This is a genomic window from Marivivens marinus, assembly GCF_035969385.1.
Lineage (GTDB): Bacteria > Pseudomonadota > Alphaproteobacteria > Rhodobacterales > Rhodobacteraceae > SELP01.
Genome location: NZ_JAYKKJ010000007.1, coordinates 101,183 through 126,525 on the forward strand (window position 1 = coordinate 101,183; position 25,343 = coordinate 126,525).

Consider the following 25,343-nt stretch of genomic DNA (forward strand, 5'->3'; position numbering starts at 1 on the left):
TTCCTATCCCCGCAGCCGCTCGCCCGAGGGGTCGAACGGCGGTTCTGACAGGATCACCGCCTTGTGCGGATGCCCAAGGATATAGACCTCGACCGCGTCACCCGGTTTGGCCACGCCTTCCTTGATCATCGCCAGCGCCAGCGACTTGTCCACGTGATATCCGTAGGCGCCGGAACTGACCTTGCCCGCCGGGGTGCCATCGGGCAGGAAGATCGGTTCGCCACCGCTGGCGTCGGCGTTCTGGTTCGCCTCGACCGCCAGAATGCGCAGCTGTTCGCGCGGCGCGCGGTCCATCAGCGCGGCATAGGCGGCTTTGTTCAGGAAATCCTTGTCCATCTTCACCAGCCTCTCCAGCCCCAGCTCCTGCGGCCAGTATTCGGGGCTGTATTCGCGGCCCCACGACCCATAGCCCTTTTCAATCCGCAAGGAGGCAAGCGCACGCCCGCCGACAGGCCCGCCGCCCAATTCGCGGGCGGCCTCGACCAGCGCGGTGTAAAGGGTCACCTGATCTTCCTGCGCACAGTGCAGTTCCCAGCCCAGATCGCCGGTGAAGGACACGCGCAGCGCCACCACCTCGACCCCGGCGACCGTGATCCGTGCCGACCGCATGAAGCGGAACGCCTCGTTTGACAGGTCGGCGTTGGTCAGCCGTTGCAGCAGGTCGCGCGCCTTTGGCCCGGCCACGTTATAGCCGCAGATCACGTCGGTCTTGTTTTCAAAGGTTGTGCCTGCGGGCAGGGGGACCATGTCAAAGAACCGGCGGTGATAGCGTTCGGCAAGGCCCGAGCCGACCATCATGTATTCATCCTCGGCCAGCTTGGTGACGGTGAAGTCGCCCGCCACGCCGCCGCGCACGCCGATCAGTGGCGCAAGGCAGGACCGGCCCACCTCGGTCGGGATCTTGTTGGCCAGAAGCTGGTCCAGCCAGTCAAAGGCGCCCGGCCCCTTGATGAAGTAATTGGCAAAGTTCGAGATATCCAAGACGCCGACGCTATCCCGCAGCATCCGCACCTCGCGGCCCACCGGTTTCCACCAGTTCTGGCGCGTAAAGCCGTTGGTCTCTTTCACGCCCGGCTCATCGGCAAACCACAGCGGGTGTTCCCAGCCGCAGTTCAGGCCAAAGACCGCGCCCATGCCCTTTTGCATCTCGTAGGCGGGGCGTACGCGGGCCGGACGGCCGGCGCTGCGTTCCTCGTTCGGGAAATGGATGGAAAAGCGGTTGGCATACTGGTCCTGCACTCGCGCCTTGGTAAATTTCTTGTCCGCCCAAGTGCCGAACCGGGCAAGGTCCCAGCCGAACATATCAAGGCTCGACTCGCCGGTAACGATCCATTCGGCCGTCATCTGGCCAAGGCCGCCCGACTGCGAAAATCCGGGGATGATCCCGTTGCAGCAGAAGTATCCCTTCAGTTCCGGCACCGGGCCGAACAGGGCGCTGCTGTCCGGTGACCAGATCATCGGGCCGTTGATAACCCGCTTGATCCCGGCCTCGGCGGCGGCGGGGACACGGTCCATCGCCCGCATGACGTTGTCCATGATCCGGTCAAGATCGTCGGCGAACAACTCATGGCCGAACCCGCCGGGGGTTTCATCCTCGGCCCAGAAACGCATGTCCTTTTCATAGGCGCCGATCAGCAAGCCATTGCCTTCCTGACGCAGGTAGTACTCGCCGTCCCGGTCCGCGACCGAGGGCAGGCGGCGGCCTGCATTGGCCACACCTTCGATGGTTTCGGTCACGAAATACTGGTGCTCGGTCGGCATCAGCGGTAGTTCGATCCCCGCCAGACGGGCGACCTCGCGGCCCCAAAGACCGGCGGCGTTGATGACCCACTCCGTCTGGATGTTGCCCTTGGGGGTTTCGACGATCCAGCTGCCATCGGGTTGCTGAACGGTGGCGGTGACAGGGGTAAAGCGGTGAATCTCGGCCCCGCGCGCCCGCGCCCCTGCCGCATAGGCCATGGTCACGCCCGAGGGGTCGACGTTGCCGCCATCGGGTTCATACATGATACAGCGTATGCCGTCGAAGTTCACCAGCGGGTGCAGGCGCTCGGCCTCGTCCCGGCTGATCTTGTGGAAATTCATGCCGTAGTAACGGGCCTTGGCCTCTTGCAGCAGCAACTGATGCTCCCGTGCTTCGGTCTGCGCGAGATAGAGCGACCCCGGCTGAAACACGCCGCAGCCCTGACCGGTCTCTGCCTCCAGCTCCTTATACAGGTTCATCGTGTAGTGCTGGATGCGGCTGATGTTGGTGTTGTCATGCAGGCCGTGGATGTTGGCCGCCGCATGCCAGGTAGAGCCGGAGGTCAGCTCGTCCCGCTCAAGCAGCACCACATCCGACCAGCCCAGCTTGGCCAGATGATACAGGATCGAACAGCCGACCAGCCCGCCGCCGATCACCACTGCCTGTGCATGGGTCTTCATCTTGTGTTCCTTTTCAGGGTTGCTCAGGAGGTAATCTCGGCCATGACCGCCAACAGGCGGGCGACCTCTCCCTCGGTGTTGTAATGGCACAGCGAAATCCGCACGCAGTCGGCCCGGCCGAGCGGCGCAAGGATATTGCCGGAATAATGGTCCGCCTTGCGGATGTGGCAGCGGATGCCCGCCGCGTTCAGCCGCTCGACAATCTCGGCCGAGGCGACGGTGTCGGACCAGACCGAGACCAGCCCTTCGCGCGCCGGGTTGTCGACCCCGCCGACGATGTTCAGCCCCGGCAATTCGGCTAGCCCCTTCAGGTTGCCGGTGCCGTGCAGAATCGCCTCGGTCAGGTCGTGTTCATGGGCGTGGATGGCGCGGCCCGCGGCCTCGATCCGCTTGCGGCGGTCGGTCTCGTCCGACACCTCGCCGCCCAGCCAGTCCAGATAGTCCACCACGTCCGACAGGGTGGCATAAGCGCCCGTGTCGCGGGTGCCGAATTCCCAGTTCAGCGCCGGGCCGCCGTCAAGGCATTCGTGGGGCAGGGCGGCCAGACGGTCCGATACCCAGGCCACGCCGTAGCCATGCCGCGAAAACATCTTGTAGGGAGAGATCGCATAGCCGTCGATCCCGTAGGACGCGATGTCGATCCGGCCATGGGCGGCATGCTGAATACCATCGACGATGATGAAGCAGTCAGGCGATTTTTCGCGGATCGCGGTGGCGACTGCGGCCACATCCACCCCCATCCCCGTCACGGGCGAGGTATGCAGGATCGTGGCAACGCGGGTGTCCGCGGTGATTTCCGGCAGGTAGTCCGCGGCGGTCACCACGCCCGTTGCATCGTCGTGGGGCACCAGCACATGGGCGCGGCCCGACCGGTCCGCCCAATGTTGCGCCGCGCTGCGCGATGCCGGATGTTCCAGCGTCGACCCAAGCACGCGGCCACCCGGCGCGGCCCCCATGCAGGCGGTGCGGATCATCCGAAACAGCATCTCGGTCCCGCTTTCGCCCACCACGATCTGCCCGCCCGGTGCATTCAGCAGCAGGGCCATGTCGGCCCGCGCCTTGGCGATGATCTCGACCAGCGCCCGGCTCGCCACGTTGTCGCGGCCCTGATTGTCCGGGATCGCCGCGAACCTGGCAGAGGTGTCGACCACCGATTTCAGGGTCAGCGCCCCGCCCGCGTTTTCGAAAAAGATACGTTCGCCCGCGAAGGGGCAACTGTCGACATGGGCGAAACGGTCGCGCACGGCCGCAAGAAGTTCGGGGGATTTCAACATGGGCATATTCCGGAATTTCAGGTGAAAGGACTATGGTGCACAGGCGCGGTCGTCACTCAAATATTTTCCTACCTCAGGGGGCGGAAATTTTGCGGCAGACTTGTCAGGTAGAGGCAAGACCGACAGGGTGGGGGACAAAGGGCCGAACCGGGTATGAAATGTCGTTTCCGGCGGGTCCGGTGCAAACGCATTGGCCCAATGAGGGCGCAGGCAGCAAGGAAAGCGACGCGAAATGATTCAGGTTTTTACAGGGTCTTGGGCGCTTTTCCTTGGCATGTTCATGCTGATGATCGGCAACGGGCTTCAGGGCACGCTTCTGGGGGTGCGGGGCGAATACGAAGGGTTTTCGACCTTGTCGATGTCGCTGATCATGTCCGCCTATTTCGGCGGGTTCCTCCTGTCGTCGCGGATGGCGCCCCAGATGATCCGCCGCGTCGGACACGTGCGGGTCTTCGCCGCGCTTGGGTCCACCATTTCGGCCGTGCTGATCCTTTACCCGGCCCTGACCGAACCCTGGGCCTGGATCATCGGGCGCGCGGTGATTGGTTTCTGTTTCTGCGGGGTCTATGTCACGGCGGAAAGCTGGCTGAACAACGCCGCCACCAATGAAAACCGGGGCAAGGCCCTGTCACTTTACATGATCGTGCAGATGGCCGGGATCGTGGCCGCGCAATACATTGTGACACTTGGAGATATCAACGGGTTCATCCTGTTCATCGTGCCCTCGGTCCTCGTGTCACTGGCCTTTGCGCCGATCCTTCTGTCGATCAAGCCAACCCCGGCCTTCGACACGACCAAGCGGATGTCGCTGAAAGACCTGATCGCCGCCTCGCCGCTGGCCTGCGTGGGGATGTTCCTTCTGGGCGGGGTCTATGCCGCCCAATTCGGGATGTCGGCGGTCTATGGCGCGCGGGCTGGGCTGTCGATCGGGCAGATCTCGCTCATGGTGTCGGTGATTTACGTGGCCGCGCTTGTCCTGCAGTATCCCATCGGCTGGCTGTCGGACCGGATGGACCGGCGGCTTCTGATTCTCGGGCTTGCCGCGGTGGGCGGGCTGGGCGGTGCCGTGGCGATTTTTCTGGACAGCTATATCGTGATCCTGTTCAGCGCCGCGATCATGGGAGGCACGTCGAACCCGCTTTACGCGCTGCTGATCGCCTATGCCAACGACTACCTCGAACACGAAGACATGGCCGCCGCCTCTGGCGGGTTACTATTTATCAACGGGGTGGGTGCTATTGCTGGCCCGTTGATCGTGGGTTGGGCCATGGATTGGGTCGGCCCGAAAGGGTTCTGGATCTACGTCGCCGCGCTGATGTGCGGGCTGGCGATCTATGCCGCATGGCGGATGACCCGTCGCCGGACCGTGACCGCCGTGTCGGACATGGTATCCTATGCCCCGATCACCGCTTCGGCGACCCCGGTCGCCGCCGAACTCGCCCAGGAAGTCTATATCGAGACTGACCTGGAAGAACAGGCAACCGAAGGCGCGGGGGGATAAATCCTTGCGTCAAGACCGCCGGTGTGTTGGACTTTCCCCAATACCACCGGGCAAGGAGAAGAGCAGTGATCACCCCGGAAGACATCCTGCGCTATTGGCTGGACGAGGTCGGGCCGCGGGGATGGTATGGCGGCGGCGAAGATCTTGACGCTGAAATCCGCGAGAAGTTTCAGGAAACATGGCTGGAAGCGATGGAAGGGGCCTGCGGTCTTTGGTTGACGTATCCCGCTGGAACGCTGGCCTATATCATCCTGACCGACCAGTTTCCGCGCAACATGTTCCGCGGTCAGGGACGGGCCTTCGCCTCGGATAAATCGGCGCGGGCGGCGTCCAAAATCGCGATTACGCGGGATTGGGATCTCAAGATCAAGGAACCGGCACGGTCGTTCTTCTACCTGCCGCTGGTGCATTCGGAAAACCTGATCGATCAGGACCGGGCCGTGCGGCTGATCTGCACGCGGATGACAGAAACCGGGCAGGGAAACCTGCTGCATGCCAAGGCCCACCGCGAGGTGATCCGCAAGTTCGGGCGCTTTCCGAACCGCAACGCCGCGCTCGGCCGGCCAACGACCGGGGCCGAACAGGCCTATCTGGATGCCGGCGGCTACGCCTCTACCGTAGAAGAGATAGAAGCCCGCGAAGCCGCGGCCTGAAGCCTGTCAAATTGTTCCTAGGTTTCGGCGGGACGCGGCCCGACATTAACCGCTGAAAAAGGGTTCCGCTTCAGGATTGCACCTGTGTGCCAGTCGGAGTGGAGCTGTATTCGTGAAACATGAAAAGATCGCACCGCCGGGGAAAACCACCTCGAGCTGGGCTGACGACGATGATCCCTGCGCGGGCGCGCATGGGGCGATGGACCTTGCGACCGAGATCATGAACATCATGGAACAGGGTATCCTCGTCTGGTCCAAGGACGGGATTTGCGAGTTGCACAACACCCGCATTTTCGACGTTCTAGAATTGACCGGCGGCGACCTTCAAATCGGGTCCGAGCGGGAAGAATTTCGCGAACGCGCCCTTGCCCGTGGCGAGATGAGCGCGGAAGACCGCCGCATGTCCGAGGCGCAGATCAGGGCGCATCAACCCTATTCCTTTGACCGGCACCTGCCATCGGGCCGGGTTGTCCTGACCAATGGCCGCCCCGCGCGCGGTGGTGGCTATGTCGTGACCTTCACCGATGTGACCGAAGCGCGCCGCGTCGCCCGCGAAATCGCCAAGGCGAAGCAGGACGCAGAAGATGCCGAACTGCGCGCGCGCGAGGTTCTGGCCTCGGAACGGGCCCGCCAGAACGAGGCGCGGATGCTGGGCCAGCTGGATGAATGGTTGCAATCCTGCAAATCCCTGAACGAGCTTTACATGATCGTGTCGCGGTTCATGGAACGGCTGCTGCCCGGGTCCAAGGGCGAGTTGTACATCTACTCCAACAGCCGCGACGCGCTGGACGGGGTCTGCAACTGGAACACCATCGACCTGCACCAGTCCATCGCCGCCGATAGCTGCTGGGCGTTGCGCCGGGGCCGCGCCTATGAATTCGAAGCAGACGGGCTGTGTTTCGTCTGCGACCACGTCGAGGCGCATAATCACGGCGTCGACACCAACGAATATATCTGTGTCCCGATCGTGGCGCATGGCGACACCGTGGGGCTGATGCACATGCGGTTCGATCACGCCTCGGATGGGGCGGCCCATGTGCGCGACAGCGCCCAATTCGCGGTGCGCTGCGGCGAACATATCTCGATGGCCATCGCCAACGTGAAACTGCGCGACGAACTGCACGACCAGTCGATCCGCGACCCGCTGACCGGCCTCTATAACCGGCGCTACTTCATGGATGCGATCCGGCGCGAGATTTCCATGTCCGACCGGCGCGGGCGGACCTTCGGCCTGATTTCTTTCGATGCCGACAAGTTCAAGAATTTCAATGACAACCACGGGCATGACGCGGGCGACATGGTGCTGCGGGCCATCGGCACCCGGTTGCAAGAGGTGATGAATAACGGGGAAACCGCCTGCCGCTTCGGGGGCGAGGAATTCGCCGTTCTGGTGCCGGAGGCGAGCCTGGAAAAGACGGTGGACCTTGCCGAAACCCTGCGCGACGCCATTGCCGCAACGCAGGTGCGCTACCTCGACGGGCCGCTGCCGCGGGTCACGATCTCGGCCGGGGTGTCTTCCTATCCCAATTGCGGGAACACGCCGCAGGCGCTTCTCAAACGTGCGGACGAGGCGCTCTATCGGGCCAAGGAAGACGGGCGTAACTGCGTGCGCACCGCCACCGCCAAGAAGGCGGCCAAGTCAAAACCCAGATAGAACCGACAAGAAGGGCCGGCCCCAAGGGGACCGGCCCGGCAAAGATCAGTTGGGCGGTATCAGCCGTCGAAGTTCACCTCCTCCATGATCCGCAGCGCGGCGGGCCGATGGCTGGCCACGTCCGACAGGTTCACGTCATCGGCGACAAAGCTGCCCCAGTCCGCAACAAGGTCCGACACCTCGGCCCCCGGCACGACCGGATATTCGTTGTTCAGCTGGGCATAGATCGCCTGCGCCTTGGGCGAGACAAGGAATTCCATCAGTTGCAGCGCCTCGTCCCGGTTCGGCGCGGCCTCGGTCATCGCAACGCCCGACACGTTCACATGGGTTCCGCCGTTTTCGAAGGTCGGAAAGATGATCCGCACGCTGTCGGCCCATGCCTTCTGTTCCTCGTCGCCCAGCATCAGGCCCATGTAATAGGTATTGCCAAGGCTGATGTCGCATTCGCCCGCCCAGATCGCCTTGACCTGTGCGCGGTCGTTGCCTTCGGGCTTGCGGGCCAGGTTTTCGCGGACACCGGCGGCCCAGTCACGGGCGCCGTCCTCGCCGTGGTGGGCGATCATCGCCGACATCAGGGCAAGGTTGTAATCATGCAGGCCGGAGCGGGTGCAGATGCGGCCCTCCCAAGCGTCGCTGGCCAGATCTTCATAGGTGGTCACCTCGCCATCGGCCACGCGGTCGCGGCTGGCATAGACGATCCGGGCGCGGGTGGTCAGACCGAACCACAGGTTATCGGGGCTGCGCAGGTCCGCCGGGATGGCCGAGGTCAGCGCCTCGGAGGTGACCGGCTGGACCACGCCCGCATCGACGATCTGCTGCAGGTTGGCGATATCGACGGTCATCACCAGATCGGCGGGCGACCGGCGCCCTTCGGCCTTCAGTCGCTCCACAATGCCTTCGGAGACAAAGGCGAGGTTCACCGCGATGCCGGTTTCCTCGGTAAAGGCGTCCATTACCGGCTGGATCAGCTCGGGTTGACGGGTGGTATAGATGTTCACATCGGCCAGCGCGGGCAGGGCGGTTGCAGTGGCCAGAAGGCTTGCCAGAAGGGTGCGAGTTTTCATCTCGGGCTCCGTTGTTTCTATGGCTCCGATAAATCCGAGTCTTTTGGTCAGGTCAATACCTGAATTTTTTACTCGGAATAATCTTGCCCAGCTTTCTCGGCCTGTTTGATCCGGGTCCAAAGCCCATCCATCTCGGCCAGATCGCTCTCGGCCGGGGTCTTGCCTCGCGCCGCAAGAACGTCCTCTATCTTGTTGAACCGGCGCGTGAATTTGGCGTTGGCCGCGCGCAGAGCGACCTCGGGATCGACCTTCAGATGCCGGGCAAGATTGGCCATGACGAACAAAAGGTCACCCATCTCCTCCTCGATCTCGGCCTGGGTCAATTCGTCCCGCGCCTCGACCAGTTCGCGCGATTCCTCGACGATCTTGTCGATCACCTCGTCGGTCGAAGGCCAGTCGAACCCGACCCGCGCCGCCCGCTTTTGCAGCTTCACCGCCCGCATCAGCGCCGGCAGGCCAAGCGCCACCCCGTCCAGCACCCGCACCTCGGCCTTGGCCGCGCGTTCGGCGGCCTTGATCTTTTCCCAATCGGCGGTCTGCTGGTCCGCGCTCTTGTCGCGGGTTTCGTCGCCAAAGACATGCGGATGACGGGCAACCATCTTGTCGGCCATACCCTGCGCCACCTCGTGAAAGGTGAACAGCCCGGCCTCCTCGGCCATCTGGGCATGGAACACCGACTGGAATAGCAGGTCGCCCAGTTCGCCCTTCAACTCGTCCCAGGCCTGCCGGTCGATCGCATCGGCGACCTCATAGGCCTCTTCGATCGTATAGGGGGCGATGGTGGCGAAATCCTGTTCGATGTCCCAGGGGCAGCCGCTGTTCCGGTCGCGCAGCCGCCGCATGATCTCGACCAGCCGGTCGATCCCGCCGTCTGGGTCATGAACGATGGCGTCCGATGTCTTTTGATCCATTGTGCAATCCGTCCTTTCCGGGTCAGATGGCAGGGTATTGTCCCCGCTGGAAGAGTCCACCCATGCCGATCATCAACCGCATCGCCGATTACGCGCCCGACCTGACCGCATGGCGCCGCCACCTGCACATGCACCCCGAACTGGCGCTGGACTGTCACGAAACCGCCGGGTTCGTTGCCGCGAAGCTGCGGGAGTTCGGCGTGGATGAGGTGCACGAGGGCATTGCCCGCACCGGCATCGTCGCCCTGATCCACGGGTCAAAGGGGCCGGGGCCCGTCACCGGGCTGCGCGCCGACATGGACGCCCTGCCCATGGACGAAGAAACCGGGGCCGACCATGCCTCGACCGTGCCGGGACGGATGCACGCCTGCGGCCACGACGGGCACACGACGATGCTTCTGGCCACCGCCCGTTACCTGTCGGAAACCCGGAATTTCCGGGGCACTGCGGCACTGATCTTTCAACCGGCCGAAGAGATCATCGGCGGCGGGCGGATCATGGTGGAAGAGGGGATCATGGACCGTTTCGGCATCGAGGAGGTCTATGCCCTCCACACCGACCCCTTTGGTGAACTGGGGCAGCTGCGCACCCGCCCCGGCCCGATCATGGCGGCGGTCGATGATTTCGTCATCACGCTGACCGGGGTCGGCGGCCACGCCGCCTATCCGCATGAATGCGTCGATCCGCTGGCCGCCGCCGTGTCCCTGTATGGCCAGTTGCAGACCATTGTCAGTCGGTCGGTCAAACCGCTGGACCCGCTGGTGGTCTCGGTCACCCAGATCCACGGCGGGTCGGCGATGAACGTGATCCCGGAAGCCGCGCAGGTCATGGGCACGGTCCGCAGTTTCGACCCCGAGGTGCGGCAGATGGCCGAGGACCGGATTCGCGCGATCTGCACGGGCGTGGGGCAAAGCCACGGGGTCGCGGTCGATCTGGACTATGACAAAAGCTATCCGCCCACCGTCAACCACGCCGCCCAGACCGCCAAGGCCGTGGAAATCGCGGCCGAGGTCGTCGGGCCGGAGCGGGTCTATGACGACTACGGCCCGGAAATGGGGTCCGAGGATTTTTCCTATATGCTGAACGCCCGGCCCGGCTGTTTCCTGTTTCTGGGGCAGGGGATCGGCCCGTCCTGCCACCACCCGAAGTTTGATTTCAACGACGAGGCCGCGCCGATCGGGGCCTCTTTCTTCTGTCGGTTGATCGAACGGCTGCACGCTTGATTTCTGCCCGCGCTTGCGGCAAATTTGATCAAATTTCAGCCGGGAGCAGATGACATGGCCCTTGAAGACGCGAAAACCCAGATGGATCTGGCCTTTACCCGGGCCGAGATGCGCGGGCTCGCCTATGAAAACGCGTTTTCTGGGGCGACCAGTTTCATGCGTCGCCGCTATACCAAGGATCTGACCGGGGTCGATCTGGCGGTGACCGGCGTGACCTTCGATCAGGCCGTGACCCATCGCACCGGCACCCGGTTTGGCCCCCGCGCCATCCGCGAGGCATCGACCCTGCAACCCTATGATCCGCCTTTCGCGCTGGGCGCCAGCCCGCTGGAAGAGCTGAACATCGTGGACTACGGCGATGTGGCCTTTGACTACGCCCATACGCCCAGCTTTCCGGGGCTGGTCGAGGCGCATTTCAACACCATCCTTGCCGCCGGGGCGGGCAGCGTCACCCTTGGCGGCGACCATTTCATCACCCTGCCGATCCTGCGGGCCTATGCCGCCAAATACGGCCCGATGTCGGTGATCCAGTTCGACGCCCATTCGGACCTTTGGGCGGATGACAACATGGAACGGATCGACCACGGTACTTTCATGTACAAGGCGGTAAAGCTCGGGCTGGTGGATCCGGCCCGGTCGCTGCAAATCGGCATCCGCACGGAATGCGACGATTATCTGGGGATGGAATATGTCTCTGCCCGCGAGGTGCACGAAAAGGGCGTGGGATATGTGGTCGACAAGGCCAAGGCCAAGGTCGGCGCGCATCCCACCTATGTGACCTTCGACATCGACGCGCTGGACCCCGCCTTTGCCCCCGGCACCGGCACCCCGGTCTGGGGTGGGCTGCACAGCTGGCAGGCCGAGGCGATCCTGCGTGACCTCTCTGGCATCGCCCTTGTCGGCGGCGACGTGGTCGAGGTCTCGCCGCCCTACGACACCACCGGGGCCACGGCGATTGCCGGGGCGCATGTGGCGATGGAGCTGGTGAACCTTTTCGCGGCGACAAAACGGGGGGCATGATGCCGAACCAACCTCTTGGCGGCAACGAGATGCCCCGCTTTGGCGGCCCGAACACCTTCATGCGGCTGCCTGCCGCCGAAACGGCCCAGGGGCTGGACGTGGCCTTTGTCGGCGTGCCGATGGATATCGGCGCGTCCTGGCGGGCGGGCACACGGTTCGGGCCCAAATCCATCCGTGCCGAAAGCGCGATGATCCGCCCCTACAACATGGGCACCGGGGCCGCGCCCTTTGACAGCCTGAACTGCGCCGATATCGGCGACGTGCCAATCAACACGTTTGATCTGAAGGACAGCGTGCGCCGGATCGCGGATTTCTATCGCGGGGTTCTGGGGCAGGGCGCGATCCCGATGACCATGGGCGGCGACCACACGCTGACCTACCCGATCCTTCAGGCGATTGCGGAAAAGCACGGGCCGGTGGCCCTGATCCACGTCGATGCCCATGCCGATATCAACGACCATATGTTCGGCGAATCCATCGCCCATGGCACCCCGTTCCGCCGCGCCCATGAAGAGGGGCTGCTGATCGACAGCAAGGTCTGGCAGATCGGGCTGCGCGGCACGGGCTATGCGGCGGGTGATTTTGACGAGGCGCGGGGCTGGGGCTTCAACGTGCGGCAGGCGGAAACGCTCTGGCACAAGTCCCTCGCGCCCCTCGCGGAGGAAGTGAAGGCGCAGATCGGCGACGCGCCCGTTTATATCACCTATGACATCGACAGCCTTGATCCCGCCTATGCGCCCGGCACCGGCACGCCGGAAATCGGCGGGCTGACCACGCCGCAGGCGCTGGAGCTGATCTGGGGGCTGCGCGGGCTGAACATCGTCGGCTGCGATCTGGTCGAGGTCTCGCCGCCCTACGACCCCAGCGGCAACACCGCGCTGACCGGGGCGAACCTGCTCTATGAAATGCTCTGCATCCTGCCGGGTGTGGACTACCGGTAGACAGTTCACAGCACCAGCCAATCGCCAGATTGGCCACGCGCCGACCGCCCCCATGGGCGGCGCGTTTCGCGCCACCCGCGATCGGCTGAATGCATAATCCTGCCCGGCCAACATCTTGTCTGTCCCGAGGTAGGGCCTACCTAGTCCATACCAAACACCGGACCGCCCATGAAAACCCTCGCCCTTCTCCTCGTCCTGATCCTCGGCTTTGCCGCCTATGTCCGGCTGGCCCCGTCCGACCCGGCCCGCTGGCACCGGCCCGTGCCCGACCTCGCGCTTGGCGACCACCCGCGCGAGGGCAGCTTTGCCGCGGTCCGGGGCGGGGCGAACCCCGACACTTTGGCCCGGATCGACGCCATCGCCCGCGCCACGCCCCGCACGACCGTGTTGGCCGGGTCTGTGGCCGAGGGGCGGATCACGTATATCACCCGCTCGCGCCTCTGGGGGTTCCCCGACTACACCACCGTCGAACGTTCCGGCGACCGGATCACGCTTTTCGGGCGGCTGCGGTTCGGGCGCGGCGACATGGGGGTGAACAAGGCCCGGATCGAAGGCTGGCTGGCGCAGGTGGGGCTTTGATCCCCGCTCTGATCCCTTGACGGCTCGCGCGGGATAGGGGAATGCAGGCGCATGATACCTGCTGACCGTCTCCGCCAGATCACCGAACGCTTCGAATACCTCGAGGCCCGCATGTCCGCCGGGCTGTCGGGCGATGAGTTCGTCTCCGTGTCCCGCGAATATGCCGAACTGCGGCCCGTGGTCGACACCGTGCGCGGCTACCAATCCCTGATTGAGGAGATCGACGGGGCCGAGGCCATGCTCTCCGACCCCGAGATGAAAGAACTGGCCGAGGCTGAACTGCCCGACCTCCGCGCCCGCCTGCCCGAGGCAGAACAGGCGGTCAAACTGGCGCTGCTGCCCAAGGATTCCGCAGATGCCCGCCCCGCGATGATCGAGATCCGCCCCGGCACCGGCGGGGAAGAGGCGGCACTGTTCGCGGGTGACCTGCTGCGCATGTATCAGCGCTATGCCGATGCGCGCGGTTGGAAATTCGAAATCATCGAAGAAGCCCAGACCGAACTTGGCGGCATCAAAGAGGTCGTGGCCCGCGTCGCCGGGGACGGGGTCTTTGCCCGGCTGAAATACGAATCCGGCGTGCACCGGGTGCAGCGCGTCCCGGAAACCGAAAGCGGCGGGCGCATCCATACCTCTGCCGCCACCGTCGCCGTCTTGCCCGAGGCCGAGGACGTGGACATCAAGATCGACGCCAACGACATCCGCATCGACACCATGCGGTCCTCCGGCGCGGGCGGGCAGCACGTGAACACCACCGACTCCGCCGTGCGGATCACCCACCTGCCCACCGGAATCGTCGTGACCAGTTCGGAAAAGTCGCAGCACCGGAACCGCGAGATCGCGATGCAGGTTCTGAAAACCCGGCTCTATGACATGGAACGGCAGCGGGTGGACAGCGAACGCTCTGCCAACCGCAAAAGCCAGGTCGGTTCGGGCGACCGGTCCGAACGCATCCGCACCTACAACTTCCCGCAAGGAAGGATGACCGACCACCGGATCAACCTGACGCTCTATAAGCTGGATCAGGTGATGCAGGGCGATCTGGACGAGGTGATCGACGCGCTGATTCAGGACGCGCAGGCCACCCTTCTGGCCGAGATGGACGGATGAGCCTGACGGTTCAGGACGGGCTGACCGCGCTGACCGCAAGACTGTCCGAGGGGGGCATCGATGGCGCCGGACGCGAGGCGCGGCTGATCCTGTCCCATGTTCTGGACACCACGCCCGACCGCATGTCGCTCATCGCGCGTGACTCGCTGACCCCCGACCGTCTGGACCGGGCGCTTGGTCTGGCCGCGCGCCGGGCGGGCGGCACCCCGATGAGCCATATTCTGGGGCACCGCGACTTCTGGGGCCGCCGGTTCGAAGTGACGGCGGATGTGCTCGACCCACGGCCCGAAACCGAAACCCTGATCGCGGCCGCGCTGGAACGGCCTTTCGCCTCGGTGCTGGATCTTGGCACGGGGTCCGGGTGTATTCTGCTCACGTTGCTGGCTGAACGGCCCGCCGCGCGGGGCATAGGCGCTGACCTTTCTGACGCGGCCCTTGCCGTGGCCCGGCGCAATGCCGCCGCGCTGGGCGTCGCGGACAGGGCCACGCTGATCCGCTCCGACTGGTTCGCCGCGATCTCCGGCCGCTTCGACCTGATCGTATCGAACCCGCCCTACATCGCCGCCGATGAAATGCCTGATCTGGCCCCCGAACTTTCCTATGAACCCCGAATAGCCCTGACGGACGAAGGGGACGGGCTGACCGCCTACCGCGTCATCACGGCCGGGGCAGGGGCGCATCTGACCCCCGGCGGGCGGCTGATGGTCGAAATCGGCTGGCAGCAGGGGGCTGCGGTGGCCGATCTGTTCCAACGGGCGGGGCTGACCGGGGTGCAGATTCTCCCCGACCTCGACGGGCGAGACCGGGTCGTTTGCGGGCAACACCCGGGCTGATTCCCGCTGATTTTTGGGAAATGCAGCGCACACCCGCGTGAAAAACGCGATTTCGGGGCTGAATCCCCTTGCCGGGCCGGGGTTTAGGTGTTTAATCGGGGCTATCGGCAGGGACGCGGGCCTTTCGGCCTCCCCCCGATATTACGCCAGACAAAAGATGGGCACATCAGCGGCGCCACGGGGCGCCAGCGGCTCGAAGCGCAAATTTCACGCAGCTGAACGAAAGCACGTTCATGAGATCTTCCAAATCACGGTCGCGGAACAAGAACCGCAACAATCGGCCTTCGGGCGGCAATATCATCAACCGGGTCTTCGACAGCTCGGGCCCCGATGGCAAGGTGCGCGGCACGCCGCAGCAGATCATCGACAAGTACAACCAGCTGCACCGCGACGCCCAGCTTTCGGGCGACCGGGTCGCGGCGGAAAACTTCGCCCAGCACGCCGAACATTACACCCGGATGCTGGCCGAGGCGCAGCGCGAGGTCGACAAGGCCCGCGAGGAACAGGAAGAAGCCAACCGCCAGCGGCAGGCCGAACGGGACCGGGAACGGGCCGAACGGCTGAAGGCGCAGGAAGAGGCGGCGAACGGTCCCGCGTCGGACGATGCAGCCGCCCCGGCCGAGGCTGACAACGGTCTGGTCGAGACCCCGGAAAACCGCGCGGAAGAGGCCCCCAAGCCCAAGAAACCGCGCCGCCCCCGCAAGCCCAAGGCGGCAGAGGGCGATGGGTCTGCGGACAACACGCCCAGCGAAGCGGCAGAATAACGCGACTGGAAATGAAGCAAAGGCCCGGAGATGTCCGGGCCTTTTTCGTTGCCGCTACGACCGGCCGCGCCCACCTTCGCGCAGCCATGCCCCGACGATCAGCAGCCCGGCCAGACACAGGAACAGCCAGGCGGGGACCAGCGGCGTGATCCGTACCTCGGCGGTCTGATAGGCCCCGCGCGGGGTGATCCCGATCCAGCCGCGGCCAGCGGCCGGTCGGCCGGGGCGCACGCTGCGCAGGTCCGGTGCGCCGTCTTCCATGCGCAGAACGCCGCCATTCGTTGCCTCGACCATTGGGGTCAGCAGGGTCGCGTCGGCGATGGTTTCCTCGAATTCCCGCGGCGCGGCGGGGCCAAGGGCGATCACCGCCTCCCGGTCGCCCTCGCGCAGCCGATACAGGCCCACCTCGGGCGCCTCCCACAGGGTTTCGAACCGGCCCGGCGAAACCTGGTCCAGCGGCACGAGCGTTTCCGTCCCGTCGGGGTGGGTCACAGTGACATCGCCCGCCCTGTCGCCCAACGTGCGCCGGATGATCCGCATGGTCTGCCCGGCGGGTTCCGCCCACAGCGCCTCTTCCTCCAGCTCCGGTTCCTTCATCATCCAATGGGCCAGCCGCCGCAGCAGTTCCAATTGCGGGCCGCCGCCTTCGAACCCCCGGTCCCACAGCCACGAATGGTCCGAGGTTAGCAGCGCGACCCGGCCCTCACCCACCCTGTTCAAGAGCAACAGCGGGCGGCCATCGGGGCCCTGCATGACCACATCGGCCTCGGGCGCGGGGAAAACATCGATCAGGCGGAACCAGCGGCCCCAGCCGGGCAGCCCGTTCGCCCCGGGCGCAGGGCCGAAATCCTCCAGCCCTTCGGTCACCGGGTGGCGCTGGCCAAGGTCGGTCAGGTCGGGCGTGAACCCTTCCTCGAACAGCCGCGCCGTGGGCGCGCCGGGCAGCACCGCGCCAAGGGGCGAGCGATAGATGCTTTCCGCCCCGCCATATTCCGGCCCGGAGGAGATCAGCACCGCGCCGCCGGTCTCTACATAATTGCGGATGTTTTCCAGATAGCTGGACGGCAGGATGCCGCGCCGCCGGTAGCGGTCAAAGATGATCAGGTCGAACTCGTCGATCTTTTCCAGAAACAGCTCGCGCGTGGGGAAGGCGATCAGCGACAGCTCGTTCACCGGCACCCCGTCCTGTTTCTCGGGCGGGCGCAGGATGGTGAAATGCACCAGATCGACCGAGGCATCGGATTTCAGCAGATTGCGCCATGTGCGTTCGCCCGGATGCGGTTCGCCCGACACCAGAAGCACGCGCAGCCGGTCGCGCACCCCGTTGATCTGGACCACGGCGGCGTTGTTGCGGTCGGTCAATTCGCCCGCGACAACCGGCGTGTTGAATTGCAGCACGTTCATCCCGCCGTGGGGCAGGGTCAGGGGCAATTCCACATCCTGCCCGGTGGGGATCTCAAATTCCATCGGCAGGCCGCCGTCGATGGCGATAGTAAGGGGGGCCAGCGCAGCGCCCGGGGCCGCGCCCTGATCCTCGATCCGCAGGGTCAGGGTGATCTGTTCGCCCAGCACGGCAAAGGCCGGGGCGTTCTTGACGATCAGCCGCCGGTCCCAGTCGCCCGCCTGCCCGGACAGAAGCAGGTGCACCGGCGCGGGCACGCCCGGCGCCTGTTCGATGTCATGCACCCGCCCATCCGACAGGATCACCACGCCCGCGATCCGGCCCTGCGGTTCTTCGGTCAGGGCCTCGGTCAGGGCAGACAGCAGGCGGGTGCCTTCGTCGCCTTCACCATCGCCCAGCCGGATCACCCGCAGTTCGGTATTCTCGCGCGCGGCAACCTCGGCCCGCAGGGTCTCCAGCGCGGCGGCGGTCTGATCGGCGCGGGTGCCGATCCGCTGGCTCGCGCTTTCGTCGACCACGGCGATGACGATATCGGACAGGGGTTGCCGGTCTTCCTGTTGCAGCGACGGGTTGGCGATGGCGACCAGCAGCGCAATCGCCGCCAACCCGCGCAGCCACCAGCCCGGCAGCCGCCGCCAGATCGCCAGCGTGGTCCCGGCAAAGGACAGCCCGGCCGCCACGTAAAGCAGCCACAGGGGCAAAAGCGGATCAAGAACCACGGTCCCGGTCATTGGCCCAGCCTGTCCAGCAGGTCAGGCACATGCACCTGATCGGATTTATAGTTCCCGGTCAGCACATGCATGATCAGGTTCACCCCGAACCGCATGGCAAACTCCCGCTGCCGCTCGCCCGCACTGCCGCGCCCCACGGGGTAAAGTGGCACGCCGGTTTCATCCGTCGCCCAGGCCGAGGCCCAGTCGTTGCCGCCGATGACAACCGGCGTCACCCCATCGTTCAGATCGCGGAACGGCATGCCTTCGGCCGCTTCCGCGTCGGGCGGGGCGGCCTCGACCCACAATTCGCGGCCCGCGTAACGGCCGGGGAAATCCTGTAGCAGATAGAAGGTCCGGGTCAGCACATGGTCCGAGGGGATCGGCTCCAGCGCCGGCACATCCAGCCCCAGCGCAATGGCCTGCAGCTTGCGCCCCTCTGGCGTGCCGCTGCCAAAGCCAGCGCGGTCGGCATCGCGGGTGTCGAACAGGATCATCCCGCCGGACCGCAGATAACGGTTCAGCTTGTCATAGGCCGCGCGCGACGGCATCGGCTGGTCCGCCGTGACGGGCCAGTAGAGGAAGGGAAAGAAGGCCAGTTCGTCCCGTTCGATATCCACGCCGATCGGCATCGCCGGTTCGATCGAGGTGCGCTGGTACAGCGTGCTCGACAGCCCATAAAGACCCGCCGCGGCCCGGTCGTCCACCGACCTGTCGCCGGTCAGAACATGGGCCAGAACCACGTCGCGGGTGGCGGCGATGGCAAAGGCGTCCAACTCGGCGTCCTGCGCACGGGGCGCGTCCGGCTGGACCATCAGCAGCCCCGCCAGCAGGGCCGCCACCACATTGCCGCGCGGCCCGCGCAGTTTGCCCGACAGCCACAGCGCGGCAAGGACATCGGCCAGCAAGAGCGCCAGCGCCGCGCCCAACAGCCAGCCTTTCAGCGCCAATTCACGCGCCACGGTCAGCCCCTCGACCGGGATACGGGCGGGCCATGCGGCGGGCGACAGGGTGCTGTCGGCCCCCATGACATTCACCGCGATGCGCCGGTCCTCGCCCGCATAAAGGCCCGGCGGCAGGTCCGCCCCGGGGGTCGCTTCGGCCAGCCGCGTGCCGGGGACGCCGGGCAATGTGTCGACCTCCTCCAACCGGCCCTCGGCTGTCAGCAGCACCTCGGGCAACCATGTGGTTCCTTCCAGTTCCGCCGCGTCCGGCCGGGCCGGACGGGTCGAGACCGCCAGCCGTTCCAGCATCTGCACAAACAGGCCCGAGAGCGGCAGCGACGACCATTCGGCATTGGCGGTGACGTGATACAAAACGATCTGCCCTTCGCCCAATGCCTTGCGGGTCACCAGCGGCGTGCCATCGGCCAGCTGTGCGATCACCCGATCGGCAAGGGTCGGGTCGGGCTGAGCCATAACCTGCGTTGACACGGTAACGTCCGCCGGAACCGCCAGTCCGAAAAAGGGCGATGTCTCGGCAAAGGGGGCCAGCGCCTTGGGGTCGCCCCAACTCATCGCGCCGCCGATACTGCGGCCGCCGGCGCGCAGCCGCACCGGCATCAGCGGGTCTTCCTCGGCGCGGCTCACATCGCTGGCGGCAAGGCGCGGCCCGGCAAAGCGCAGCAGTAGCCCGCCATCGTCCACCCAATCCGACAGGTCCTCGGTCTCCGTCGGCGACAGGGCGGCCACATCGGCAAGGATGATCACATCCGGGTTCGCGGGCAGAATATCGGCCAAGGGCCCTTCCAGCAGGTCGGCAGTGGGGGCCAGCGCCTCGCGCAGGTAGTGCAGCGGCGACAGAAGGTCGAGCGTTTCATCCGCCCCGCCGCCCGCGATCATCGCCACCTCGCGGCGGCGCAGGCTGTCGTCGGTCAGGGTCACGGCCCCGGCCGACCGCAGGCCGGTCAGTTCAAAGCGGGTGACGCGGTTGCGCAATTCGGGCGGCAGCGACAGGGCCAGATCGGCCACCGGTTCGCCCGCCTCGAAGGTGAATGTCGCCGTGGCCAACTGCCGTTCGACACCCGCCGGGTCCAGCCCGACGGCGGCCACGCTGACCTCGCGGGCGTCGCCGACCGGGCTGCGGACGGCCTGCAAGGTCACCGCCCCGTCGGCATAGCTGGCAGGGCGCAGGGCGATGGTCTGGCGCGGGCTTTGGAACACGGTGACCGGCCCACGATCTTCCAGCGCCTGCAACAGCGGCGCGCGGCCCGCACGGTCCAGCCCGTCGGACAGCCAATAGGTTTCGAACCCGGCCGACAGGGTGCCCGCGAATGTGGCCAGATCGGCCTCGGACGGCTCCCAAGGGTGCGGCGACAGGTTCGGCAGCCGGGCAATGGCCGCATCGGCGGATTGGAACAGCGGGCCATCGGGCGGCAGATCGGTCAGCGTGGTCAGGGCCACCGCGCGGCCCGCCGCGCCCGCCTCGGTCAACAGCGCCTCTATTCGGTCCACCCGTGCGGTCCAGTCGCGGGCATCGGCCCATGTGCCGTCCGCCACGATCAGCAGCGGTCCGGACCCGGCCCGGTCCGCTTGCGGGTTCAGCACCGGCCCGGCAAAGCCAAGGATCACCGCCGCCACCGCCAGAATACGCAGCAACAACAACCACCACGGCGTCCGGTCGGTCTGCGCCTCGTCATCGGACAGTCCCAGCAACAGCGCGACACCGGGAAACCGGCGGCGGATCGGGGCCGGGGGCACGGCCCGCAGCAAAAGCCACAGGATCGGCAGCACGATCAGCCCCAGCAAAAGCCAGGGCGCGGAAAACGCTATCGGGCCAAGGGTCCACATCAGCCGCGCCGCTCCAGCCCGCGATAAAGCCATTGCAGCGCGCCCGCCGCCGGATCGCCCGTGTGATGGGTGGAATAGAGCCAGCCGGTGGTGCGGGCCAGCCCCGCCAGCCGGTCCTTGCGTTCCGCCAGCCGGTCAAGATAGCGGGCGCGCAACTCGCCCGCCTTCAGGGTCTCATGGGTCACGCCGCCGCCCATGCTTTCGAAAATCGTGCGCCCGTCGTAGGGAAACGCCTCTTCCGCCGGGTCGAGTACCTGCAGGATCACCCCGTGCACGTCCCGGTCGGCGGCCCGCAGCAGCGCCTCTTCGGCAGCATCCATATTGCCCATGAAATCGGACATGAACACCGCGCGGCTATGCGCCAGCATCCCGTCGGTTTCCGGTTGGCCATAATCGGCGGGGGCGTCTTCCGCCAGACGGTCGGCCATGCGGGCGATCTGCGCCGTGCCCCGGCGCGGCGGCAGGCGCAGCCCGGTCAGGCCGACGCGTTCACCGCCCCGGATCAGCAGGATCGTCGCCGCCAGCGCCAACAGGCGGGCGCGGTCGGCCTTGGTCGGGCCGCCCTTGACCGATCCGAAGGACATCGACGCCGCCAGATCGACCCAGAAGACGACGCTTTGCGCGACCTGCCATTCCTTGTCCTGCACGAAGGCCGCGTCGGACCGGGCCGACCGGCGCCAGTCGATGGACCTTGCATCGTCAAAGGGCATCGCCGGGCGATATTGCCAGAAATCATCGCCCAACCCCGCACGCCTGCGTCCGTGATCGCCAAGGATCACGGTCGTCGCCAGATGTTCAGCGGCGGCCAGAAGCGGCGGCAGCGGGGCAGCAAGCGCCTCGGCCCCGGCCCGCAGGGTGGCTGGGGCGTCGGTCACGCGGCGGCCTCGACCTTCGTGATCCGGGCCGCGACCTCGGCGATGACATCGGGCAGGGTGACGCCCCGGGCGCGGGCGGCAAAGGACAGGGCCATCCGGTGTGACAGGACCGGCGCGGCAAGGCGGTGAACATCCTCGGGCGAGGGGGCAAGGCGGCCATCCAGAAGCGCCTCGGCCCGGACGGTCAGCATCAGCGCCTGCGCCGCGCGGGGGCCGGGGCCCCAGCTGACATTCTGGCGGACAACCTCGGGCGCGTCGGCATCGGGGCGGCAGGCGCGGACCAGATCAAGGATCATCTCGACGATGCTGTCACCCACCGGCATCCGGCGCAGCAGGGTCTGCGCGGCGATCAGTTCGGCGGCGGTAAAGACAGGCTCGGCCGCGGCCTCCTCGACCCCTGTGGTGGCCAGCAGGATATCGCGTTCCGTGGCCCGGTCGGGGTAGGGCACGTCGATCTGGACAAGGAAACGGTCCAGCTGCGCCTCGGGCAGGGGATAGGTGCCTTCCTGTTCAATCGGGTTCTGGGTGGCCAGTACATGGAACGGCGCGCCAAGGGGGCGGTGTTCCCCGGCAATGGTCACCTCGCGTTCCTGCATCGCCTGCAACAGGGCCGACTGGGTGCGCGGGCTGGCGCGGTTGATCTCGTCGGCCATCAGAAGCTGGCAGAAGATCGGCCCTTCGATGAACCGAAACGCGCGGCTGCCATCCTTGCCGGTCTCCAGCACCTCGGACCCTAGGATATCGGCGGGCATCAGGTCCGGCGTGAACTGGATGCGGTTGCCGTCAAGGCCCATCACGGTCGACAGCGTGTCCACCAGTCGGGTTTTTCCCAGCCCCGGCAGGCCGATCAGCAGGGCATGACCCCCCGATACCAGCGCCGACAGGGTCAGGTCCACCACCCGGTCCTGCCCGATAAAACGCCGCCCGATCGAGGCCCGCGCCGCACCCAGTTTTTCGCCAAGCGCTTCGATCCCGGCCACCAGATCGTCGGTCCCTGCCATGACAACACCTCCTGCAAATACTATCTTCGGGTCAGACTACAGATATTGCAGCGGACCCCAATGGCAAAAACAACAGGAAGTGAACGAAACTCCGCTTCGGCGGAAAGCCTCGCATCGGCGGCGAAACGGGCGTCGAAAAAAGGGCCGCCGCCGGTGCACCTGTGGAACCCCGAGTTCTGCGGCGATCTGGACATGCGGATCGCGCGGGACGGGACGTGGTTCTACCTTGGAACGCCCATCGGGCGGCACGAGCTGGTCAAGCTGTTTTCGTCGATCATCCGCAAGGATGGCGAGGATTATTTCCTTGTCACCCCGGTTGAAAAGGTCGGAATCACCGTGGATGACGCCCCCTTTGTCGCGGTGGATTTCAACCGGGTCGGCAACGGGCTGGAGTTTGAAACCAACGTGCAGGACCGCGTCATTGCCGGGCCAGACCACCCGATCCGCGTGGCGCGCGACCCGGACACCGGGGAACCTTCGCCCTATGTGCTGATCCGCCGGAATCTTGAGGCGCTGATCGACCGCAAATCCTTCTACCGGCTGGTCGATCTGGGCGAGGTGGCCGAACAGGACGGCGAAGACTGGTTCGGGGTGCGGTCGCAGGGGGTGTTCTTTCCGATCATCCCGGCGGCAGAATTGCAGGGCTGAGGGAAACGAGGGCGCGGGAACAAGGCCGCAGGCCGCCCGCGCATCGCCTGCCCGTCCCGGCGGGCTGGCGATCTGGTGGAACCTCCGCCCAAGCCAGCCCTTTTACGGTATTGCACGATAGAGCGCCTGGGCCTGCCCGTTTCATCGCCATCCCACGGGCAGGCAATCCGCGATCGGAGGCAGGATTGACTGCATCTGCGACTCCGGCTATTTATTGAACAACTGTTCATTTAACGCCTGGAGGCCCCGATGTTCACCGCAACCATGCGATTTGACCTTGGCGAAGATGTGAACGCCCTGCGCGATATGGTGCACGGCTGGGCGCAAGAGCGGGTCAAGCCGCTGGCCGCCGAGATCGACCGGACCAACGACTTCCCCGCGCATCTGTGGACGGAAATGGGCGATCTTGGGCTTCTGGGGATCACCACGCCCGAGGAATACGGCGGGGCCGGAATGTCCTACCTTGCCCATGTGGTCGCGGTCGAGGAAATCGCCCGCGCCTCTGCCTCGGTCAGCCTGTCCTACGGGGCGCATTCCAATCTTTGCGTCAACCAGATCAAGCTGAACGGCACCGAAGATCAGAAACACAAATACCTGCCCGGCCTGATTTCCGGCCAGCATGTCGGCGCGCTGGCCATGTCCGAGGCCGGGGCCGGGTCCGACGTGGTGTCGATGAAGCTGCGGGCGGAAAAGAAGAACGACCGCTTCGTGCTGAACGGCACGAAATTCTGGATCACCAACGGGCCGGACGCCGACACGCTGGTGGTCTATGCCAAGACCGACCCCGACGCCGGGTCCAAGGGGATCACCGCCTTCATCGTGGAAAAGTCGATGAAGGGATTCTCGACCTCCAAGCATTTCGACAAGCTGGGGATGCGCGGATCGAACACTGCCGAACTGGTGTTCGAAGATGTCGAGGTGCCGTTCGAAAACATCCTTGGCGAAGAGGGCAAGGGCGTGCGCGTCCTGATGTCCGGGCTGGACTATGAACGGGTGGTTTTGTCGGGGATCGGCACCGGTATCATGGCCGCCTGTCTGGACGAGGTGATGCCCTACCTGGCGCAGCGCAAGCAGTTCGGCCAGCCGATCGGAAGCTTCCAGCTGATGCAGGGCAAGATCGCGGACATGTATACCAAGATGAATTCGGCCCGCGCCTATGTCTACGAAGTGGCCAAGGCCTGCGACCGGGGCGAGGTCACCCGTGCCGACGCGGCGGCCTGCGTGCTCTATGCCTCGGAAGAGGCGATGACCGTCGCGCATCAGGCCGTGCAGGCCATGGGCGGCATGGGCTTCATGAACGAAACCCCCGTCGCCCGCATCTTCCGCGACGCCAAGCTGATGGAAATCGGCGCGGGCACCTCCGAGATCCGGCGGATGCTGATCGGGCGCGAGATGATGGGGGCGATGGGATGACGCCGCGCGCCGCTCGACCCCGGCCTTGCCGGGATCATCGCCCCGCCCGCCGTCCCGTAGCGTGGCTGTTGACGTGGGTTGTTGGCGTGAGTTCGCCATTTTGGGCGCCATTCGAGGCCACGGCACAACAACCCAAAGCTATTGATGAGGTCTTTGAGTGCCTCGCGCGACCGATTGCCGACAACACTGGCTTTGTTGCCTGTCTGATGCCACTTGATTTGGAAGTCTTCGACGAAGCCGTCCAAAATGATGTTGAGTCTCTCAAGTCCCTTACCACAGAAACGAACGTTCATACGCGTGAATTACTGCACAGAGTTGGTGGCGCCCTTTCCACGTCGGATGCCGCAGGGATGACTGCCCGTTTGAATCGGGATGGTTTCGAGTTCTTCTCCAGTTGTCTTGAATATGAGCTGGCGGTGGAAGGCGTCCCGGAGGACCTTGCTCTTGCGCGATGCAACATGAACGCCGAGTTCTTTATCCTGCATTTCCTCTTTGACAATTATGCCGCCTACTGGGTGGTGCCTGCCCAATGAGTCCCTGTTCGGTTGAAGCCATGACCG

21 protein-coding genes are annotated in these 25,343 nt (G+C 65.4%); 13 read left to right on the forward strand and 8 right to left on the reverse strand.

Annotation, left to right across the window (positions count from 1 at the left end; all coding sequences use genetic code 11):
- Window positions 1-3 precede the first annotated feature (3 nt).
- Both U3648_RS12140 and U3648_RS12145 read right to left on the reverse strand, forming a co-directional pair.
- Complete coding sequence (locus tag U3648_RS12140) at window positions 4-2,421, reverse strand: GcvT family protein (protein WP_420859496.1); 2,418 nt, start codon at window positions 2,419-2,421, stop codon at window positions 4-6.
- 23 nt (window positions 2,422-2,444) lie between these two features.
- Window positions 2,445-3,695, reverse strand: coding sequence for an aminotransferase class V-fold PLP-dependent enzyme (locus U3648_RS12145; protein ID WP_420859497.1), 1,251 nt, complete (start codon window positions 3,693-3,695; stop codon window positions 2,445-2,447).
- 232 nt (window positions 3,696-3,927) lie between these two features.
- Between U3648_RS12145 and U3648_RS12150 the strand changes: the two genes are divergently transcribed.
- From U3648_RS12150 to U3648_RS12160, 3 genes are all read left to right on the forward strand, one after another.
- The gene (locus U3648_RS12150; protein ID WP_420859498.1) at window positions 3,928-5,196 is read left to right on the forward strand and encodes an MFS transporter; all 1,269 of its coding nucleotides are present in this window, start codon (window positions 3,928-3,930) and stop codon (window positions 5,194-5,196) included.
- Between the two features lie 65 nt (window positions 5,197-5,261).
- Window positions 5,262-5,849, forward strand: a complete 588-nt coding sequence (locus tag U3648_RS12155) for a DUF924 family protein (RefSeq protein ID WP_420859499.1) — start codon at window positions 5,262-5,264, stop codon at window positions 5,847-5,849.
- Between the two features lie 112 nt (window positions 5,850-5,961).
- A complete protein-coding gene (locus U3648_RS12160) occupies window positions 5,962-7,503 on the forward strand; it encodes a sensor domain-containing diguanylate cyclase (RefSeq protein WP_420859500.1) in 1,542 nt (513 codons plus the stop codon).
- Window positions 7,504-7,562: 59 nt separating this feature from the next.
- On the opposite strand, the gene U3648_RS12165 is transcribed toward U3648_RS12160, so the two are convergent.
- Both U3648_RS12165 and mazG read right to left on the reverse strand, forming a co-directional pair.
- Window positions 7,563-8,567 (reverse strand): Fe(3+) ABC transporter substrate-binding protein, encoded by a 1,005-nt coding sequence (locus U3648_RS12165; RefSeq protein ID WP_420859501.1) that lies wholly within the window; start codon window positions 8,565-8,567, stop codon window positions 7,563-7,565.
- A gap of 68 nt (window positions 8,568-8,635) precedes the next feature.
- On the reverse strand, window positions 8,636-9,478 hold the full coding sequence (gene mazG / locus U3648_RS12170; protein ID WP_420859502.1) for a nucleoside triphosphate pyrophosphohydrolase: 843 nt from the start codon (window positions 9,476-9,478) through the stop codon (window positions 8,636-8,638).
- A 62-nt stretch (window positions 9,479-9,540) separates the two neighbouring features.
- Between mazG and U3648_RS12175 the strand changes: the two genes are divergently transcribed.
- The 7 genes from U3648_RS12175 to U3648_RS12205 all read left to right on the forward strand — a co-directional run bounded on the left by U3648_RS12175 (window position 9,541) and on the right by U3648_RS12205 (window position 15,945).
- Entirely contained in the window at window positions 9,541-10,701 is a 1,161-nt protein-coding gene (locus tag U3648_RS12175) for a M20 aminoacylase family protein (RefSeq protein WP_420859503.1), read from the forward strand.
- A 54-nt stretch (window positions 10,702-10,755) separates the two neighbouring features.
- Window positions 10,756-11,721: an agmatinase gene (speB, locus tag U3648_RS12180; RefSeq protein ID WP_420859504.1), complete on the forward strand. Its 966-nt coding sequence runs from the start codon at window positions 10,756-10,758 to the stop codon at window positions 11,719-11,721.
- A complete protein-coding gene (speB, locus tag U3648_RS12185) occupies window positions 11,721-12,662 on the forward strand; it encodes an agmatinase (protein WP_420859505.1) in 942 nt (313 codons plus the stop codon). The genes speB (U3648_RS12180) and speB (U3648_RS12185) overlap by 1 nt, the downstream gene beginning before the upstream one ends.
- Window positions 12,663-12,830: 168 nt before the next feature.
- A complete protein-coding gene (locus U3648_RS12190; RefSeq protein WP_420859506.1) occupies window positions 12,831-13,241 on the forward strand; it encodes a DUF1499 domain-containing protein in 411 nt (136 codons plus the stop codon).
- Between the two features lie 51 nt (window positions 13,242-13,292).
- On the forward strand, window positions 13,293-14,348 hold the full coding sequence (gene prfA, locus U3648_RS12195) for a peptide chain release factor 1 (RefSeq protein ID WP_420859507.1): 1,056 nt from the start codon (window positions 13,293-13,295) through the stop codon (window positions 14,346-14,348).
- A gap of 2 nt (window positions 14,349-14,350) precedes the next feature.
- Window positions 14,351-15,181 carry a peptide chain release factor N(5)-glutamine methyltransferase gene (gene prmC / locus U3648_RS12200; protein WP_420859583.1) on the forward strand — a complete coding sequence of 277 codons (831 nt, stop codon included), beginning with the start codon at window positions 14,351-14,353 and terminating at the stop codon, window positions 15,179-15,181.
- 233 nt (window positions 15,182-15,414) lie between these two features.
- A complete protein-coding gene (locus U3648_RS12205) occupies window positions 15,415-15,945 on the forward strand; it encodes a DUF4167 domain-containing protein (RefSeq protein ID WP_420859508.1) in 531 nt (176 codons plus the stop codon).
- 54 nt (window positions 15,946-15,999) lie between these two features.
- Here the strand turns inward: U3648_RS12205 and U3648_RS12210 are convergent, their stop codons facing one another.
- Genes U3648_RS12210 through U3648_RS12225 form a run of 4 tightly spaced genes read right to left on the reverse strand, consistent with a single transcriptional unit; the run spans window position 16,000 to window position 22,722 of the window.
- Window positions 16,000-18,078, reverse strand: coding sequence for a hypothetical protein (locus U3648_RS12210; RefSeq protein ID WP_420859509.1), 2,079 nt, complete (start codon window positions 18,076-18,078; stop codon window positions 16,000-16,002).
- Window positions 18,075-20,846, reverse strand: coding sequence for a DUF4159 domain-containing protein (locus U3648_RS12215; protein ID WP_420859584.1), 2,772 nt, complete (start codon window positions 20,844-20,846; stop codon window positions 18,075-18,077). The genes U3648_RS12210 and U3648_RS12215 overlap by 4 nt, the downstream gene beginning before the upstream one ends.
- Window positions 20,846-21,721 carry a DUF58 domain-containing protein gene (locus U3648_RS12220; protein ID WP_420859510.1) on the reverse strand — a complete coding sequence of 292 codons (876 nt, stop codon included), beginning with the start codon at window positions 21,719-21,721 and terminating at the stop codon, window positions 20,846-20,848. Before U3648_RS12220 ends, U3648_RS12215 begins: the two co-directional genes overlap by 1 nt.
- Window positions 21,718-22,722 (reverse strand): AAA family ATPase, encoded by a 1,005-nt coding sequence (locus U3648_RS12225; RefSeq protein ID WP_420859511.1) that lies wholly within the window; start codon window positions 22,720-22,722, stop codon window positions 21,718-21,720. The genes U3648_RS12220 and U3648_RS12225 overlap by 4 nt, the downstream gene beginning before the upstream one ends.
- Window positions 22,723-22,782: 60 nt before the next feature.
- On the opposite strand from U3648_RS12225, the gene U3648_RS12230 reads away from it, so the two are divergent.
- From U3648_RS12230 to U3648_RS12240, 3 genes are all read left to right on the forward strand, one after another.
- On the forward strand, window positions 22,783-23,370 hold the full coding sequence (locus U3648_RS12230; protein WP_420859512.1) for a DUF1285 domain-containing protein: 588 nt from the start codon (window positions 22,783-22,785) through the stop codon (window positions 23,368-23,370).
- A gap of 249 nt (window positions 23,371-23,619) precedes the next feature.
- Window positions 23,620-24,783: an isovaleryl-CoA dehydrogenase gene (locus U3648_RS12235; RefSeq protein WP_420859513.1), complete on the forward strand. Its 1,164-nt coding sequence runs from the start codon at window positions 23,620-23,622 to the stop codon at window positions 24,781-24,783.
- Window positions 24,780-25,316, forward strand: coding sequence for a hypothetical protein (locus U3648_RS12240; protein ID WP_420859514.1), 537 nt, complete (start codon window positions 24,780-24,782; stop codon window positions 25,314-25,316). The genes U3648_RS12235 and U3648_RS12240 overlap by 4 nt, the downstream gene beginning before the upstream one ends.
- The last annotated feature ends 27 nt before the right edge of the window (window positions 25,317-25,343 follow it).